13 protein-coding genes are annotated in these 18,280 nt (G+C 69.7%); all 13 read right to left on the bottom strand.

Annotated features, from left to right (window positions below):
- Positions 1 to 100 precede the first annotated feature (100 nt).
- Complete coding sequence (locus tag AB0950_RS32370) at positions 101 to 1,321, bottom strand: SGNH/GDSL hydrolase family protein (RefSeq protein ID WP_366780011.1); 1,221 nt, start codon at positions 1,319 to 1,321, stop codon at positions 101 to 103.
- 98 nt (positions 1,322 to 1,419) lie between these two features.
- Positions 1,420 to 3,846 carry a glycoside hydrolase N-terminal domain-containing protein gene (locus AB0950_RS32365; protein WP_366780010.1) on the bottom strand — a complete coding sequence of 809 codons (2,427 nt, stop codon included), beginning with the start codon at positions 3,844 to 3,846 and terminating at the stop codon, positions 1,420 to 1,422.
- A 100-nt stretch (positions 3,847 to 3,946) separates the two neighbouring features.
- Positions 3,947 to 5,821 (bottom strand): CBM35 domain-containing protein, encoded by a 1,875-nt coding sequence (locus AB0950_RS32360; protein ID WP_360160346.1) that lies wholly within the window; start codon positions 5,819 to 5,821, stop codon positions 3,947 to 3,949.
- 414 nt (positions 5,822 to 6,235) lie between these two features.
- Positions 6,236 to 7,423 carry an ROK family transcriptional regulator gene (locus AB0950_RS32355; RefSeq protein WP_366780009.1) on the bottom strand — a complete coding sequence of 396 codons (1,188 nt, stop codon included), beginning with the start codon at positions 7,421 to 7,423 and terminating at the stop codon, positions 6,236 to 6,238.
- 240 nt (positions 7,424 to 7,663) lie between these two features.
- Positions 7,664 to 8,644, bottom strand: a complete 981-nt coding sequence (locus AB0950_RS32350) for a sugar phosphate isomerase/epimerase (protein WP_360160348.1) — start codon at positions 8,642 to 8,644, stop codon at positions 7,664 to 7,666.
- A complete protein-coding gene (locus AB0950_RS32345) occupies positions 8,641 to 9,507 on the bottom strand; it encodes a sugar phosphate isomerase/epimerase (protein ID WP_360160349.1) in 867 nt (288 codons plus the stop codon). The genes AB0950_RS32350 and AB0950_RS32345 overlap by 4 nt, the downstream gene beginning before the upstream one ends.
- Complete coding sequence (locus AB0950_RS32340; protein WP_360160350.1) at positions 9,504 to 10,523, bottom strand: Gfo/Idh/MocA family oxidoreductase; 1,020 nt, start codon at positions 10,521 to 10,523, stop codon at positions 9,504 to 9,506. Before AB0950_RS32340 ends, AB0950_RS32345 begins: the two co-directional genes overlap by 4 nt.
- Positions 10,524 to 10,579: 56 nt before the next feature.
- Entirely contained in the window at positions 10,580 to 12,010 is a 1,431-nt protein-coding gene (locus AB0950_RS32335) for a sugar porter family MFS transporter (RefSeq protein ID WP_360160351.1), read from the bottom strand.
- Positions 12,011 to 12,019: 9 nt separating this feature from the next.
- Entirely contained in the window at positions 12,020 to 12,970 is a 951-nt protein-coding gene (locus AB0950_RS32330) for a TIM barrel protein (protein WP_360160352.1), read from the bottom strand.
- A gap of 76 nt (positions 12,971 to 13,046) precedes the next feature.
- Positions 13,047 to 14,552 (bottom strand): CoA-acylating methylmalonate-semialdehyde dehydrogenase, encoded by a 1,506-nt coding sequence (locus AB0950_RS32325; RefSeq protein ID WP_366780008.1) that lies wholly within the window; start codon positions 14,550 to 14,552, stop codon positions 13,047 to 13,049.
- A 29-nt stretch (positions 14,553 to 14,581) separates the two neighbouring features.
- Complete coding sequence (gene iolD / locus AB0950_RS32320) at positions 14,582 to 16,462, bottom strand: 3D-(3,5/4)-trihydroxycyclohexane-1,2-dione acylhydrolase (decyclizing) (protein WP_366780007.1); 1,881 nt, start codon at positions 16,460 to 16,462, stop codon at positions 14,582 to 14,584.
- A complete protein-coding gene (gene iolB / locus AB0950_RS32315) occupies positions 16,459 to 17,409 on the bottom strand; it encodes a 5-deoxy-glucuronate isomerase (RefSeq protein WP_366780006.1) in 951 nt (316 codons plus the stop codon). The genes iolD and iolB overlap by 4 nt, the downstream gene beginning before the upstream one ends.
- Complete coding sequence (locus AB0950_RS32310; RefSeq protein WP_366780005.1) at positions 17,406 to 18,278, bottom strand: aldolase; 873 nt, start codon at positions 18,276 to 18,278, stop codon at positions 17,406 to 17,408. Before AB0950_RS32310 ends, iolB begins: the two co-directional genes overlap by 4 nt.
- Positions 18,279 to 18,280 lie beyond the last annotated feature (2 nt).

Genomic DNA, 18,280 nt, shown 5'->3' with positions numbered 1-18,280 from the left:
CAGTTGGTCGGTGTGATGCGCAAGCAGATGCACTGTCGGCGCCGCCCATGGCCCGGTGGAGACCGACGGACTGCCGGACGCCGGGTCCCGCCAAGCGATGTCAGCTGCGCAGGAGCCGTAGGTCGATCGCGTCGGCCATGGCCTTCATGCCCTGGTCGTTGGGGTGGATGTGGTCACCCGAGTCGTAGGCCGGGTCGAGGGCGGCCGGGTTCGCCGGGTCACGCATGGTCCGGTCGAAGTCGATGACGCCGTCGAAGGCGCCGCTGGTGCGGATCCACTGGTTGACGCTCTGGCGGATCGTCTCCGCGGCAGGTGTGTAGTAGCCGTTGCCCTGGTCGGGCATCAGGGTGGCGCCGATGACGTGGACGTGCGCGGCATGCGCCTCGTCGATCAGGGTGCGGTAGCCGTTGACGAGGTCTTGGGCGGTCAGCGGGCGGCCGTCGGGGCCGGCGTTGTTGCCGATGTCGTTGATGCCTTCGAAGAGGATCACGTCCTTGACGCCTGGCTGGCCGAGGGCGTCATGCCCGAACCGCTTGAGGGCGCTGACGCCCTGCCACAGGTTCGGTACGTCGGTGAGGACCCGGTTTCCGCCGATGCCGGCGTCGACGACGCTGAGCCGCTGCGGCCCCGGTCCGGCGCCGAGCCGGCGACCGAGGAAGTCGGGCCACCGGCTGTAGGTGCCGGTCGAGGAGTGGTACCCGTCGGTGATGGAGTCACCGAAGGCGACGACGGTGCCCCGTGCGGTCGGTGACACGACGTCCAGCCCTGCCAGGTAGTACCAGGAGGTCGTGGTGGTGCCGAAGGCGGCGGCACTGTCGTCACCGGCGTGGTTCCCGGAGGCGATGTAGGTGGTGTCGAACGCGTCGGAGTGCCAGGTCGACATCCCCGTCGTACCCGGCACGTAGAGGCTGACGAGCAGGTTCTCCCCGGCGCCGACCGGGATCGGGACGACGTCGCTGACCGCCTCTTCGCCGGCGGGGATCGTGAGGTGGCGGGACCCGCCGAAGGTGATGTTGCGTGTGGTGCCGCGCGTGGCCTCTCCGCCGCTCGCCTGGACGGCCACGTCCACGGCGCCGACATCGAGCGGGGTGGTGCTGTACCGGTTGGACAGGGTGATGCGGGCGCCCGAGCCCGCGACGCTGCTGTGCGCCACCATTCGGATGGTCTGGTCGCTGAAGGACGGGCCGCCGGTCGTCATGCTGGGCGACCAGGCACCGACCCGGGTGCCCTTGCTCTGTGACGAGGGCGTGGCAGCACTCGCCGCATGCGCGGTGCTCAGCGGAACCGCCGCCAGGACCAGGCCGGTCAGCGCGCCGAACACGGACAGCAGGGTTCTACGACGCGGTCGGCGACCCCTCGTCGTGCTTATCTCTTCCGGGGACATCGGCGATCTCTCCACTCTTCTCGTGGTCCGCATCCTCAGCCGAAAGCGCCCAGGGTGACGGACTCACCGGGCTTGAGGCTGATCCTCCGTGAGGTGCCACCCGCGACGACGGTCGTGTCCCGGCCGCCGACGCTCTGCAGCGTCACCTGCGTGACCTTGCCGTTCTTCCACTTCAGGGCGGCGACGAAGCCGCCGCGGACTCCGACGCCGGACACCGAGCCGGATGCCGCCCAGGCGGCGGGCAGCGCGGGCAGCAGCTCGACGTGGCCCGGACGTGAGTAGACGAGCATCTCGGTGATCGCGGAGGGGGTGCCGAAGTTGGCGTCGATCTGGAAGATGCCGCGGCCCTGTCCCATGTCCATGATGTCGAAGAGGTTCGGCGCGGTGCCGTTGCTGCCGTTCACCGACGGCTTGAGGTTGTTGACGACCAGCTGATAGGCCTTCTCGGCGTTCTTCAGCCGTGACCAGCACAGGCTGCGCCAGGCGTTGGACCAGCCGTAGCTGTTCATTCCGCGGGCTGTCAGCAGGGCGGTCGCGCCGGCGAGGATGTCCTTCGGCGTGGAGTCGTCCGGGCGGATCCGGTCGCCGGGGAAGAGCCCGATGAGCGGGGAGAGGTGCCGGTGTGTGGTCTCGCCGAGGTTGTCGGGTGACATCCACTCCTCCAGCCAGCCGGTCTTGGGGCTGACCACGGGCAGGTACAGGCGCCCGCGCAGACCGTCGACGGTCGCGCTGTAGGAGGTGTCCCTGCCGAGCACCTGGGTCGCGGTGTGGTAGTTGCCGAAGAGGTTCCACACCAGTTCCTGGGCGTAGGTGATGCCCTTGGCGTCCAACGGCCCCTGCTCGGGCGACCAGTCGCTGTCGGCGATGAGGACCTCGCGCGAGGCTCCGGAGGCGTCGGTGACGGTCGTGGTGATGAGACGGGCCTCCCAGAACTGAACGGCGCCCTTGAGGAGGGGGTAGATCTTCTGGAGGTAGGCGCGGTCCTGGGTGTACTCGTAGTGCTCGAACAGGCTCTGGCAGAGCCAGGCGTTGCCGGCCGGATGCCACCACCAGCCGCCACCGCCGTAGGGATTGGTGGAGATGGCCACGGTCCAACCGGCGAGCTTGCCACTGGAGTTGCGGTATCTGTTGGCCGGGCTGTTGAACAGCCGCTGTGTGACGTCCGTCCAGGAGGGCAGCTGCGCGAGGCAGTAGTCCGCGAAGGCGTCGAAGCAGCCGGACAGGCCGGCACGGTCGGCCATCCAGTAGTTCATCTGGACGTTGATGTCGGTGTGGTAGTCGCCCATCCAGTCGGGGTCGTTGCCGTCCAGCCAGGGACCCTGCAGGCCCATCGGCAGCGTGCCCCGCGACCCGGAGATCATCAGATAGCGGCCGAACTGCAGGTAGGCGGCCTCGAGTTCGGGGTCGGGCACGTCGTCCCGATAGCGGGCCTGCACCCGCTGCCAGGTGTCCAGCCTGCGCTGCGCGGCGGACGACGTGCCGAGGTCGATGTCCAACTGCTCGAACACCGGGCGGAAGTCGGCGACATGCGTGTGCAGCAGGGTGCTCGCGGAGTGCCCGGCCGCGCCCAGGACCTTGGTCCGCGCCAGCCGCTCCGGGTCCAGGGACGGGTCGCGGAACCCGGCGGCCGCGTCGGGCGCGTAGTTGGTGCCGCCGCTGACCACGACGGTGAGGTCCTTGCAGCCGCTGAAGGAGATCGACCCGCCGTCGACGGCGATCGTGCCGCTGCTGCTGCGGGCCGTGACGGCGGCGCCGTACTTCAGCCCGTTGGAGAAGGAGGCGCCGAACGACGTGGAGTGCCCGGCGTCGTCGGCCGTGGTGGTCTCGCCGTGGGTACCGGCAAGGGTCACGGTACCGGTGTAGGCTCCGCCGCCCTGCTGGGAGAAGTACAGGACGATGACGTCGTCGGGGCGGCTGGCGAAGATCTGCCGCCGGTAGGTGACGCCGGACAGGTCGTAGGAGGCGCTGACGAAGCCCTGGGCCAGGTCGAGGGAACGGCGGTAGTTGTCGACCGAGCCCAGGTCGTGCGCGGGGATGTCGACGGTGAGTTTGGCCAGCAGGGTCAGGGAGCCGAAGTCGTCCCGGCCGTAGGGGAATTGGCCGTCGCTCTGCAGGGTGTCGTTGAGGCCGCCGGTCCACAGGGTGGCGTCGCTGATCGTCAGCAGCTCGCCGGCGGGGTCATTGCTCGCGAGCGCTCCGAGGCGCCCGTTTCCCACCGGCAGGCCCTGCTGGATCATCGAGTCGGCGGAGCCCGGAGCCTGCCACCACAGCTGGTTCCTCGCGGCGGCGGCCGCGGACAGCAGGGGCGAGGAGGTGGGGCGGGCGGGGGACGCCGATGCGGTGAAGGAGGGCAGACCGCCGAGGGCGGCGGCCGCGCCGGCGGTGGCGGCGAGAGCGAGAAAGCCCCTGCGGCTCGGGTGGTTGTCGTGCGATGCGGTGTGCGCGGTGTGCTCGGTATCCACGTTGTGCACTCCATGTCGGGGGAACGGCGCATGCGGGGCGGGACGGGAGGGTCCCCGGGCGCGGGCCCCGGGTCGTGTCTCCCGGAACCCGCGGAAGGGGTCAGGCGGACTTGGGCACGTCGATCCTGTCGATGTCGGGGGAGTAGTCCCAGCCGCTGTCGAACGTGATGGTGTTGGAGCCTGCCTTCAGGGCCAGCTGCACGCTGACGGTGTCGACCGTGGACCAGTCGCCCGTGGAGGGGAACTTCAGGCTGGTGCCGTTGCCGCTGTTGGAGTAGACGGTGACCGAGCGGGGGTCACCGCTCACGTAGGAGACGTTGACGGTGTAGATGCCGGCCTTCTTCACCGTGATGTCGTTGAACTGCAGCTTGCTGTCGAGATAGAGGTTGCCGACCTTCTTTCCGCCGGAGCAGGAGTCGCATGAGGCGACGGAGGCGCTGCCGGTGAGGGTGTTGTTCGTGGACTCGGCCTCGTATCGGGTGGTCGCCAGCGGGGTGCCGCCGGGTTTGACGGTGAACAGCCGTGAGCCGTGTACGGGCAGCGTCGCGGTGATCTTGTTCTTGTACGTGCCGAGGTTCCGGTGGTTCCACAGGTCGCGTACGGAGGCCGCGCCGGTGAAGCCGAAGGACGCCCAGTCGGCGCTGACGGAGGCCGGCGAACTGCCGAGATTGAACAGGGCGACGGTGTACGTGCCGTCGGCGTTCCTGGCTCCCCAGACCTGCTGGTCGCCCATCGGCGTGACGGGGCGGGCGACGGGCGAGTCGCTCTGGTCGACGCCGATGACCTCCTGGTTGGTCAGCAGGGAGAGACCGTAGCTGTCCAGCTTGGTGAGGTCGTCGCCGGTGAACAGGGGCGACTTGTTGATGGCCCACAGGGTCATGTAGCTCTGCCGCTCGGCGTTGGTGAGACCGTCCATGGCCCCGTTTCCGACGTCGATCGCGTCGAGGTCGTTCCAGCCGCCCGGGCCGGCCTCGCGGCTCCAGGCGGGGGCGTCGTTCCAGCGGTCGTTGACGGAATTTTCCCAGGTGACCAGGGTGTTGCAGTAGCACTCGACATCGGTGTCGATGCGCCAGCCGTTGGAGTACTTCTTCCAGTCGGCGGCGTGGCCGATGTCGAGGGACCAGGAGAGTTCGAGGTGGATCGGGCGGCCGGTGTCGGATATGGCCTTGTGCCAGGCGGCCACGTCCGCGACGTTGTTGTAGTTGTCACCGGACTTGAACGAGCCCGGGCCCACGCCGTCCAGCTTGAGGAAGTCGTAGCCCCAGTCCGCGAGCATCTGTGCCTGCGAGTCGATGTACTTCTGCGCGCACGGGTTGTCGAAGTCCAGCTTGTAGGCGCTGTCCCAGCCGTTGGTGGTGCGCAGATCCGGGTAGACGACGTCCGCCGTGGTGCAGCCGGGGGCGTTCCAGATCGGCAGCTTGCCGTCGCCGTACGCGCCCTTCTCCAGGCCGACGGGAAGGTAGATGCCGGCCTTGAGGCCCTTGGAGTGGATGTGGTCGGCGACCGACTTCATGCCGTCGGGGAACCGGACCGGGTCGGGTGACTGGCGGCCGTACTGGTCGAACTCGGACGTCCAGTTCTTGTCCATCCACCAGCCGGCGTCGATGTTGACGTAGTCGTAGCCGTACTTCTTCAACGTGGCGGCGAGGGCGTCCGTCTGCTTCAGGACGTTCGCCTCGGTGAGATAGCTGTAGTTGCCGTCCGGGTTGAGGCCCGGGTACTGGGAGGACTGCATGCTCCAGCTGGACCAGCCCATGTACGGCTTGGCCGCGAGGCTGGAAGTGGCATCCGCTGTGTTCGCGGCGGAAGTACCGGCTGAGGTCGTGGACTTGGAGGCGACGGCCATGGCCTGGCCTGCGGCAGGGACCGCTGCGGCGGCTCCCGCCGTGACGGCCAGGACCAGTATCGCTCGGAGGGTACGGCGCGGGAAGCCGGAGAGGGCTCCGCGCAGGGCTCTGTACGGGGATGACCGCATGGGTCGCCTCCTGAGGTGAGGTGAAAGGAATCGTTCGGTGGCACACGGCGGGTGGAGGGGCGTTGCCCGGACAGGGGACGGTCGAGGTGCCGGGCAGGACGCCCGGTGAAGCGGCCGAGTGGTCGCTCCGCACGACGTCGGGTCGGTGGCTCAGCCCTTCTCCGAGGCGATGGTGAGCTCGCTGATGAGCTGTCGCCGCAGCGCGAAGTGCACCAGGGGCAGGGGATCGCGGTCACGAGAGCGCTGTCCGCGATCAGCTGGGACTGGGCTACCGTCTTCGCATCGGTCCGGCCCTGCGCCCCAGACGGCGAGAGCGGCACGGCCGAAGTGGCGGGCCCTGACACCGAACGGCGCCTGGAGCGACCGTGCGGCGGCCGATTCCCGCGACGGCCTATGGGCTGCGGCTCTGCAGCGTCATCGCCACTCCTCGTATGTGTCCGACCCCATGAACGACTGGATCGCGGTGGCCACGGCCCCGCGCGCCCACTCCTCGAAGGGCAGGGGACGTGTCACCACATCGCACTGCGAAGCGGTGCCGAAGGCGGACGCGGCGAACGCGTCCCGGATGCCCTCGGCGAAAAGGTCGTAGGCGGCCAGGCCCTCGCCGGAGATGACCACCCGCCCGGGACCGAAGATGTTCACCAGGAAGCCGATGGCCTTGCCGATGGCCTCGCCGGCCCGCGCGTAGACCGCTCGGGCACAGGGGTCTCCGCCGTGGGCCAGGGCCAGGGCTCCGGCTGCATCGGTCACCTGCTTGCCGGTGGCCGCACGTACGGCGCGGAGTATCGCCGGGTCCGCCGCGATCGCCTCCACGCACCCGCGGTTGCCGCAGTGGCAGAGCGGGCCGAGCGGGTCAAGCGCCAGGTGCCCGATCTCGCCGGCCACGCCGTGCGCGCCGGACACCACCCGCCCGTGGACCACCAGGCCGCATCCGATACCGGCGCCCACGGTGACCAGGGCGAAGTCGGAGAGCCCGACTCCGGCGCCGAACCAGTGCTCGGCGACCGTGAGCGCCCGGACATCGTTGTCGACCGTCACCGGAAGCCCCGTCGCGGTCCCGACGATCTCGGCGAGGGGTACGTCCCGCCACTCCAGGAAGGGCGAGTAGCGGACCACACCGTCCGCGCGGTCCACGTCCCCCGAGATCGCGATGCCCAGCCCCCGTACGCGGACGCCGAATCCGTCGGCCTCGGTGAGCAACTCCTGTACCAGCGTGGTGAGCGCGGGGAGCACGGCCTCCGGCTCGCGGCCCGTGAGCCGTACGTGCCGGGACAGCCGGACACGGCAGCACAGGTCGGCCAGCACGGCGATGAGCTCGTCGCCTGTCACCTTGATCCCGATGAACAGCGCTTTCCCTCCGTCCACCCACACCAGGTTGGCCGGGCGTCCCACCGAGGGCCGTGCCTCTTCGTCCACGCCCTCGACCAGGTAGCCGAGTTCCATCAGCGGACGGACCGCCTTGGTGACGGCGGCCGGTGAGAGCTGGGTCCGCCGCCCCACCTCGGCCCGGGTGAGCGGACCGTGCGAGAGCAGGGTGGTGAACACCAGGGAGGTGGCCGGAGTCATCGTGACGACTGACTCACGGGGGGATGCGTTGCGCATGGCCGGAAACCTAGGGGTGACTCTTTTCCGCTGTCAATAAAAAAACCATCCTTGCTCAGGGAGATTTGGCAGAAGGCTGTCGGTCCTGGGAAAGTAAGGTCAAACCCGTCCCCTGTCACCGAACATGAGCGCGCGTCGCCGGGATGCGCTGGGCCATCGAGGAAGCCTTCACCCGCCGGGCTGTGGCGGGTGAAGGCGGGTGAAGGCGGGTGAGCCGCACCGTCATCCGAGGGAGGCGGTTCAGGAATTCGCCGCCCGCAGTGTCTGCGCAGCCACCTCCAGCCCCTCCAACTGCCCCAGCTCCATGTCCTCGTGCTCGATGTTCACGGCCATGCCGGGGTCGACCTTCCGCAGTGCGCCGAGGAAGCCCCGCCAGAAGGACTCGTCATGCCCGCGCCCGACCGCGACGAAGTCCCAGCTCGACTCGGCCGGCCAGGTGTTGAGGGTCCAGCGCCCGCCGAGTCCGACAGGGTTCTCGGTGACCCGGGTGAAGCGGTCGTCGAGGACGCCGTTGACCCGGCAGCGCTCGTTGATCCGCGTGTCCTTGGCTGCCGCGTGGAACACCAGCGGGCCCAGGTCCTCGATCGCGGCCACCGGGTCGATGCCCTGCCAGAAGAGGTGGCTGGGGTCCATCTCGGCTCCGATGTGCCTGGCCTCGACCCGCTCGACGAGCCGCTTCAGGGTCGCCGGATTGAACACCAGGTTGTGCGGGTGCATTTCGATGCACACCTTCACACCGTGCGTGGCCGCCAGCGCCTCGATCTCGCGCCAGAAGGGGACGGCGACCGTGTCCCACTGGTACTCCAGCGAGTCCAGATAGGCGCTGTGCCAAGGGTTCACGTTCCATGCGGGCGTGGTGCCGCCCGGCTCCGCGGCGGGCAGGCCCGACATGGTGACGACACGGCGTACGCCGAGCATCCCCGCCACCTCGATGGCGCGTCGCAGATCGGCGGCGTGCTGGGGGCCGGCCACGGGGTCGGGATCCAGCGGATTGCCGTTGACGTTGAGACCGGTGAGCTCGACTCCTGTGTCCGAGAACGCCTTCAGGTAGTCCTCCGGGGCCAGCGCTCCCGACAGCAGCTGCTGAACCGGCAGGTGCGGCGTGCCCAGAAAGCCGCCCGCGTTGATCTCGGCGCCGGTCAGGCCGAGTGACGTGATGATCTCAAGGGCCTCCCGCAAGGGACGGTCGTGCAGGATCGCGGTGTAGATGCCGAGCTTCACGCGGCCAGCCCCTTACGTATGCGGTCGAGCATGAAGGCCGAGGATTCCCGGGCCCGTTCCTCCCAGGCGAAGACACACGCGGTGGCGACGCCGTCGAAGTCCAGCTCGCGCAGGGTGCCGAAGAAGGCGTCCCAGTCGACTTCGCCCTGGCCGATGTCCAGGTGCTGGTGGATCCGGGCGGCCGTACCGGGCGGGTTGAGGATGTAGCGCAGTCCGCTGGACCCCTTGTGGTTGAAGGAGTCGGCGATGTGCACGTGCTGAAGCTTCTCGCCCGCGTACCGCAGCATCGCCGCGATGTCCGCCGTGGGGTCGGAGCCGGAGAGGTGGAAGGAGTGCGGTGCGCAGTAGAGGTAGTTCACCCAGGGCTTGTTGACGGCACGGACGAGGTCGACCGCGGGGGTGTTCTCCTCGCAGAAGTCGTCCGGGTGGGCCTCAAGGTTGAGGGCGATGCCCTCCCGCTCGAAGACCGGCAGCAGCTCGTCCATCGAGCGCCAGAACGCGGCCTCGCTCTCGGCGGCCCGTTCGGGGCGGCCGTTGAACTCCGAGTTCATCAGCGGACATTCGAGGTCCACGGTGATCTCGATCATCCGCTTCCAGTACCGTACGGCGGCCTGCCGCTCGGACTCGTCGGGCGAGGACCACTTGTACAGCGGGAGTACGGAGGACAGTTTCACGCCGTGCCCGCGCAGGGAGTTCTTCAGCTCCGCCACGCGCGCGTCGTCCGCGCGGGGATGCAGGAAGAACGGCATGAAGTCCTCGCGCGGCGACAGCTCGATGTACTCGTAGCCCAGTTCGGCGATCGTGCGCACCATGTCGTCGAGGGGCAGCGCGCGGAACATGTACGGGTCGATGGCGATCTTCACGCTGCACCTCCGTAGAAGGCGGGACGGGGCTTCATGTCGACGGTGACGACCGGGCCGCCCGACTCCAGGGACCGGACGGCGGCGTCGGTGATGACGGTCGCGGCGTAGCCGTCCCAGGCGGACGGTCCGCTCGGCTCCCGGCCGGCCGCGATGCCCGCGATCCACTCGCGGAATTCGGTGTCGAAGGCGTCCACGAACCGGCCCTTCCAGTCCTGCAGGACCGCGGAGCCGCTCACGCCCTGGGTGCGCACGGCGACCGCCGCCGGGTCGGGCAGCCGGACCAGGCCCTGCTCGCCGACCGTCTCGCACTGGATGTCGTAGCCGTACTGGCAGTTGACGAAGACCTCGAGGTCGATGCGGACGCCGCCCGCGGTCTCGAAGAGCATGATCTGCGGATCGCGCAGGTGCTCGTGCCGGTGGGTGGTGGCGCGGGGGGTGATCACCTGGGCGGAGACGATCTCGTCGTCGAGCAGCCAGCGCAGTACGTCGATCTCGTGGACCGCCGTGTCCTGCGCGGCCATCGCGGAGGTGTAGGACTCGGGGACGGTCGGGTTGCGGTGGGCGCAGTGCACGATCAGCGGGAGGCCGATGGTCCCGGAGGACAGCACCTCCTTCATCTGTCGGTAGCCGGCGTCGTAGCGGCGCATGAAGCCGACCTGGACCAGACGGCGACCGTACGCGCACTCGGCCTCCACAATGCGCAGGCAGTCCTGGGGCGTGGTCGCCAGCGGCTTCTCGCAGAACACGGGTTTCCCGGCGGCGATCGCGTTCAGCACGTGCTCGGCATGGGTGGGGCCCCAGGAGGTCACGAGCACCGCGTCGACGTCGTTCGCGGCGACCAGCTCGGCGCCGGTGGCGAGCACCCGGGCACCGGCCCGTGCGGCGGCTTCCCCGGCGCGTACGGCGTCGATGTCGGTCACCGCGGTGACCGCGGCGCCCGTGACGACGTCGGTGAGCCGGCGTATGTGGTCCTGGCCGATCCAGCCGGCGCCGATGACCCCAACGCGCACAGTCATGGGATTTTCCTTTCTACGGCCCCCGGGCCGGCGTCGGCCCGGGGGCGTGCGGGTGTTCAGGAGAAGCGGGTCTTGAGTTCCGTCTCGAGGTTCTCGAGGGTGCGACCGCGGGTTTCGGGGACGTAGAACTTCACGAAGGTGACGGCCGCGAGCCCGAGGGCGACGAAGACGAAGAACGTGTTGGACACGCCGACCGCGTCGACCAGGACCGGGAAGAGCAGCCCGATGAGGAAGTTGGTGATCCACAGGGCGAAGGCCGCGATGCCGAGGCCGAAGCCGCGCATCTTCAGGGGGAAGATCTCGGACAGCATCAGCCAGGTCACCGGAGAGATCGCGCCCTGCTGGAAGGCGAGGAACATGACCGTCATGGCGAGCACGGCGTAGGCGCGGCCGTCTCCGGCGGGCAGGGTGAACGAGAAGATCGCGATCAGCAACTGGGCGGCGATGGTGCCCACCTGGCCGATCATCAGCATCGGCCGCCGGTTCACCTTGCGCAGCAGATAGATACCGACGAAGGTGGCGAGCACGGAGATCACACCGTTGGCGATGTTCGCTGTCAGCGCGCTGTCGGCGGCGAAGCCCGCGTCGGTGAGGATCTGGGTGCCGTAGTACATGATCGTGTTCACGCCGGTGATCTGCATGACGATCGCGATGCCGATGCCGACCCCGACCAGCTTGCGGATCCACGGGATCCTCAGGTCGGACCAGCCGCCGAGCTTCGCCTTCTGGTCCTCGACGGCGAGCGCGGTCACCTCGCGCATCTCCGCCTCGGCGCGCTGCTGGGAGCGGACCTGCTTCAGTACGTCCAACGCCTCCGAGTAGCGCGCCCTGGAGGCCAGCCAGCGCGGACTCTCCGGCATCACGAGCATGCCGAACCACAGCGCCACGGCGGGCAGCGTGGCGACGACCAGCATCCAGCGCCAGATGCCGTTGCCCTCGCCGCCGACGTGGGCGATGACCGCGTTGAAGGTGAAGGCGGCCAGCTGACCGGAGACGATCATCAGCTCGTTGCGGGTGACCAGCCCGCCGCGGCTCTCCGCCGGGGAGACCTCCGCCAGATAGACCGGCACGGTCACCGAGGCGCCGCCGACCGCGAGGCCGAGCACGAGGCGGGCGACGACCATGAACGCGGTGTCGGGAGCCAGCGTGCAGGCCAGCGCCCCGGCGAAGAAGAGCACGGCGAGGAGCAGAATGGTGCGCCGGCGCCCGCGGGCGTCGGAGAGCCGGCCGCCGAAGAGGGAACCGAAGGCCGCCCCGAGCAGGAGCGAGCTGGTGACCATGCCCTCCGCGAAGGGGGTCAGGCCCAGGTCGTCGGTCATGTACGGCAGCGCGCCGTTGATGACACCGGTGTCGTAGCCGAAGAGGAGTCCGCCGAAGGTGGCGATGAGGGTGATGACCCGCAGCCGCCGGGAAACGGCCGGCGGGGCGTCGGCGATGAGCGTGGATGGAGCGGTGCGTGCCTGTGTCGCGTCGTCCCTGACGTCCATGGCCGCCTCCTACCGGTTGTCGTTCGGGCGCCGGGTTCCGAAGAGGCCGCAGTCGGCCAGGTGCTCACGTGTGCGTACGGCGATGGGGAGCGGTACGTCAGGAGCGCACGGGTACAGGTCCTGCTCGACGATCACGAACAACTCGGCGTCCAGGGACGCGAGTTCGGCCACCACGTCGCCCGGGTCCGGGACGCCCGCGGGCGGCGACACGCACACGCCGAGCTGGACGGCCTCGCCGAAGGAGAGGCCCTCGGCCGCGACCCGGGCCAGCACCGACGGGTCCATCTGCTTGAGGTGGACGTAGCCGACCCGTTCGCCGAAGCGGCGGATGAGGTCGAGGGTGTCTCCGCCGCCGTACGCCACGTGGCCGGTGTCGAGGCAGAGGTTCGTGTAGCGGCCGTCCGACTCGTTCAGCAGCCGCTCGATCTCCGGCTGGGTCTGGATGTGGCTGTCGGCGTGCGGGTGGAGCACGAGCCGTACGCCGTACTCGTCGAGGAGCAGCCTGCCGAGCCGGTCGGCGTTCCTGCCGAAGCCCGCCCACTGCTCGGCGGTCAGCTCGGGCGGCTCGGTGTACGCGCCGGTCTTCTCGTCCCGGTACATCGGCGGGATGAGGACCAGGTGGTGGGCGCCCGCGGCGGCGGTCAGCTCCGCCACCTGCCGGACGTGGACGAGCATGTCGTCCCATGCCTCGGGCCGGTGCAGGGCGCCGAAGGCGGTGCCGCCGGAGAGCTTCAGTCCCCGGGCGTCCAGCTCCTCCTTCAGCCGGCGCGGGTCGGTGGGGAGGTAGCCGTACGGACCGAGCTCCAGCCATGTGTAGCCGGCCTGCGCGAGCTCGTCGAGGAAGCGGGTGTACGGGACCTGCTGCTCGTCCTCGGGGAACCAGACGCCCCAGGAGTCGGGGGCGGAGCCGAGACACAGGTTGCCCGCGACGGTGCGGAGCGGGGATGGCGCCGTTGCCATGGCGGAAGTCCTTCGGGATCGGGGACGGGGGTGTCTTTCCTGACGTGGGGGCTTTGGGTGGGGGGCTGTTGCCGGTTCAGCTGGAGGTGGGGAAGTCGAACCCGGCGTTCACCTGCTGGGCGGGCTGGGGCCAGCGGGTGGTGACGACCTTGGAACGGGTGTAGAAGCGGACGCCCTCGGGGCCGTGGATGGGGGAGTCGCCGATGAGGGAGTCCTTCCAGCCGCCGAAGGAGTAGTACGACATCGGCACCGGCACCGGGACGTTGACGCCGATCATGCCGACCTTGACGTTGCGCTGGAAGCGACGCGCGGCCTCGCCGCCGGCCGTGAACAGGGCGGTGCCGTTGCCGTACGGGTTGGCGTTGATCAGGTCGATCGCCTCGTCGAGAGTGTCGACACGGACGATCGCGAGGACCGGGCCGAACAACTCCTCCTTGTAGGCGTCCATGTCCGCCGTGACGTGGTCGAGGAGGGACGGGCCGGTGAAGAAGCCGCCGGCGCATTCGGGGTGGTCGTCGATCTTGAGTCCGCGGCCGTCCACGACGACGGTGGCGCCCTGTGCGGCTGCTGTGCCGACGGCGTTCTCGACGCGCTCGCGGGCGGCCCGGGTGACCAGCGGTCCCATCTCGGTGCCAGGGGCGTCCCCGGGGCCGACCTTGACCTCGCGGGCCTTGCGTGCCAGTACCTCGACCAGGCCGTCGGCCGCCGCGCCGACCGCGACGGCGACGGACAGGGCCATGCAGCGCTCACCGGCCGAGCCGTACGCGCCGGCGGTGATGTGGCTGGCAGCGAACTCCAGGTCGGCGTCGGGGAGGACGACGGCGTGGTTCTTCGCGCCGCCGAGGGCCTGGACGCGCTTGCCGTGCCGGGTCGCCTGCTCGTGGACGTACTTGGCGACGGGCGTCGAGCCGACGAAGGAGACCGCTTCGACGCCGGGGTGGGTGAGGATCGCGTCGACCGCGTCCTTGCCGCCGTGCACGACGTTGAAGACGCCGTCGGGCAGACCGGCCTTCTTGTACAGCTCGGCGACGAAGTTCGCGGCAGAGGGATCGCGTTCGCTGGGCTTGAGGAGGAAGGTGTTGCCGGACGCGATGGCGATGGGGTGCATCCACAGGGGCACCATGGCGGGGAAGTTGAACGGCGTGATGCCGGCGACGACACCCAGCGGCTGGCGGAAGTCGTGTACGTCCACGCCGCGGGAGACCTGGTCCGAGAAGGCCCCCTTCAGTATGTCGCCGAGGCCGCAGGCGAACTCCACGACCTCCCGGCCCCGCGTGATCTCGCCGCGCGCGTCGTCGACGGTCTTGCCGTGCTCGGCGGAGATGATCCGGCCCAGCTCCTCCTCGTGCTCGACGAGGAGCTGCCGGAAGGCGAACATCACCTGGGTGCGCTGCGTCAGCGACGACTCCGACCAGGACTCGAAGGCGCGCGCGGCCGCTGCCACGGCCGTGTCGACGTCGGTGGCCGAGCCCAGTGTCACCCGGGCCTGCTCCTGACCGGTTGCCGGGTTGAAGACGGGGGCCGTCTCGGGGCTCGTACCGGTGGTGGGGGAGCCGTTGATCCAGTGCTGGATGGTCTTCACGGTGCGGGGTTCCTTTGCGGGGACGGGACTTACAGGTAGTGGCGCTGGGCCTGCTTGCGGGCGGCGTACGTCTCGTACGCGGCGCGGGTGGAGTCCAGGGCGGAGGTCTGGCTGACCGGCACGTCCCACCAGCCGTGTCCGGGCGGGTTGGGCCCGTAGAGGTCGGTCTCGACGTGCACGACGGTGGTGCGGTGGGCGGCCTTCGCCTTCTCCATCGCCGTACGGAACTCCTCCACGGAGGCGGCGTGCAGGACGTCCGCGCCGAGGGAGGAGGCGTTGGCGGCCAGGTCGACCGGGAGGACGTCGCCGTCGAGCAGGCCCGAGTCGCCGTCGCGGAAGCGGTACTTGGTGCCGAACCGCTGCGAGCCGAGCGACTCGGACAGGGCGCCGATGGAGGCGAAGCCGTGGTTCTGGACGAGGACGATGATGACCTTCAGGCCCTCGGAGACCATGGTCACGATCTCCTGGGCCATCATCAGGTAGGAGCCGTCGCCGACGAGGACGACGACCTCACGAGTGGGGTCGGCCATCTTCGCGCCGAGTCCTGCCGCGACCTCGTACCCCATGCAGGAGTACGCGTACTCGACGTGGTAGGCCTTCGGATCCCGCGCCCGCCAGAGTTGCTGCAGGTCACCGGGCATGGAACCGGCCGCGTTGATCACCACGGCACGGTCGTCGAGGACGTCGTTGAGCGCGCCGAGGATCTCGGTCTGGGCGGGCAGCGGTCCATGGCCGAGATGGAAGCACTCGTCCTCGATCTCCCGTGTCCTGACGATGAGTTCACGGGCGCGCACGCGGTGGTCGGGGGAGACCTGCCAGCCGGTCAGCGCCTGTGCCAGCGCCTCGATGCCGAGCCGGGCGTCGGCCACCAGCGGCTCGGCCGAGTGCTTCACGGCGTCCAGACGGGCCACGTTGAGGTTGACGAACGTGACGTCCGGGTTGCCGAAGACGGTGTGGCTGGCCGTGGTGAAGTCGGAGTACCGGGTGCCGATGCCGAGAACGACGTCGGCCTCCCTCGCCAGTTCGTTCGCCGCGTAGGAGCCGGTCGAGCCGATGCCGCCGACCGCGTACGGGTGGTCCCACGGCACGGCGCCCTTTCCGGCGTGGGTGTCGGCGACCGGGATACCGGTGGCCTCGGCGAAGGCGCGCAGCTGCGTCTCGGCACCGGAGTAGACGGTGCCGCCGCCCGCGATGACGAGCGGTTTCCTGGCCGTACGCAGCAGCGCGGCGGCCCGCTGGATCGCGGCGGCCTCCGGTACCGGCCGGCCGATGTGCCAGACCCGGCGCCGGAAGAACTCCAGGGGCCACTCGTACGCCTCCGCCTGCACGTCCTGCGGGAGCGCGAGCGTGACGGCTCCGGTCTCCACCGGGTCGGTCAGCACCCGCATCGCGGCCAGCGCGGCCGGGATCAGCTGCTCGGGGCGCGAGACGCGGTCGAAGTACTTCGACACGGCCCGGAAGGCGTCGTTGACCGTGACATCCCCGCCTCGGGAGTCCTCCAGCTGCTGGAGCACCGGGTCGGCGGCGCGGGTGGCGAACATGTCGCTGGGCAGCAGCAGTACCGGCAGCCGGTTGGTGGTGGCCAGCGCCGCACCGGTGATCATGTTGGTCGAGCCGGGCCCGGTGGACGCCGTGCAGGCGAAGGTGGCCAGCCGGTCGCGCATCTTGGCGTACGCCACGGATGCGTGCACCATGCCCTGCTCGTTGCGGGCCAGGTAGTACGGAAGATCCGCCTCCTTGGTCACGGCGGCCTGAAGGAGGGCCTGGCCGAGGCCGGCCACGTTGCCGTGCCCGAAGATCCCCCAGATGCCGGGGATCAGCCGCTGTTCCTGGCCGTCGCGCTCGCTGTACTGGTTCGCGAGGAAGCGCACGAGGGCCTGAGCGGTGGTGAGTCGTACGGTCTGGCTCATCGGTCCTTCTCCTTGGCCCCGAATGACTTGGCCCCGAATGTCTTGGCCCCGAATGTCTTGGCCCCCGGTTCCGTGGACCTGAGTTCCTCGGCTCCGAAGGGGAGCCGGGCGTCGGTCTCCTGTGACTGCCACGTCGTCCGCACCCAGCCGTGTGCCGGGTCGTCGCAGATCAGCCAGGCACGTTCCTGGCCGGGACCGGCCATGACGTTGAGGTAGTAGAGGTCGTAACCGGGCGCGGCGATGGACGGGCCGTGCCAGCCGTGCGGGATGAGCACGGCGTCGCCGGAGCGGACCTCGGCGAGCACGTCGATGGGCCGGTCCTCGGTGCCGTACACCCGCTGGTAACCGAAGCCGTTCTCGCCCGCGACCTCGAAGTAGTAGATCTCCTCGAGCTGGGACTCCGTCCCGGGACGAGTCTCATCGTGCTTGTGCGGCGGGTACGACGACCAGTTGCCACCGGGTGTGAGCACCTCGCACACCAGCAGCTGGTCGGCGTCGAACGTGCCGGGCAGGCAGTAGTTGTTGACCTGGCGGGAGCAGTTGCCCGCGCCGCGCAGCTCGACCGGGACGTCCTCCTTGCGCCCGTACCGAGCACGAAGGCCGGTGCGCTCGGTACGGGCGGAGGGCAGCGCGTACGTCCCGCCGGACGCACTGCTGATGACGGCCTCCGACGCGCGCGGCAGGTACGCGAAGTCGGTGACCGAGTCGAACACACCGCTGCGGCCGTCCAGTGCGAAGGTCTCGCCCGCGACGCCGACGGTGCAGCCACCGTGCAGCGGCAGGACCAGGAACTCACTGTCGCCGGTGCCGAGCGTTTGCGCCTCGCCCGGGGCCAGGGTGAGGATCCTGAGACCTGAGTGGCTCCAGCCCGCGGACTCGGGGGTGATGACGAGGTCGTACGGTCGCTCGGTCGAACTCCCCTTGGGCAGGTGGTACTTGCTGCTCACAGCAGGCTCACCGCCCGGTCCACCGCGCCGGCCACGTCGCCGTCCGAGGGGCAGAGCAGGGAGCGGCCCACGACCAGGCCCCGCGCGGTGGGGAGCTTCAGGGCCCTGCCCCAGGAGGCGAAGGCCGCGTCGGGGTCCTCGACCTCGCCGCCCAGGAGGAGTGCGGGCAGGGTGGAGGAGGCGAGCACCCGCTCCATGTCGTTCACGACCGGCACCTTCAGCCAGGTGTAGGCGGTGCGGCGGCCGAGTCCCGAGGCGATGGTGATCGACTTGATGACGGCGTCGGGAGAGAGGTCGTTGCGGATCCTGCCGTCCTGCCAGGAGGACAGGAACGGCTCGATCATGGCGATCAGCTGACGATCGTTGAGTTCGTCCACGGCGTGCGCGGTGTTCTCGAGCGCCGACGGGGTCGCGGCGTCGTCGAGCGCGATACGCGTGAGCATCTTGCCCCCGTCGAAGCGCATCGCGGCGATCGTCTCGGCGTCGTACCCGGTGAACCGGTCGTCGATCTCGAAGACGGAGCCCGCGAGGCCGGCCCGGTTCATGGAGCCGAACACGGACTTGCCGTCCAGGACGCCGAGCAGAAGCAGGTCTTCGAGGATGTCGGCGGTGCCGAGCACGCCGGTCACGCCCGGGCGCTCCAGCGCGGTGCACAGGCGGTCGAGCAGCTCGAAGCGGTCGGCCATGGCGGACGGGTCGCCGCCCGCCCCGTTGGCGCCGCGTGCCGGATGGTCGGCGGCGATGATCATGGCCTTGCCGTGCTCACCGAAGGGCGACGAGGCCCGCACGCGCCGGGCCGCCGCCGCCGCGATGGCACCCGGGTCCTCGGCCCTGGCGTCCACGATCCGGCTCACCTTGTCAGACAGCACGG

Origin of the sequence: Streptomyces sp. NPDC007189 (genome assembly GCF_040703635.1) — a bacterium.
In the GTDB taxonomy this organism is placed as follows: domain Bacteria; phylum Actinomycetota; class Actinomycetes; order Streptomycetales; family Streptomycetaceae; genus Streptomyces.
Note: the sequence above shows the minus strand (reverse complement) of the source record. Positions and strands in the feature narration are given on the sequence as shown.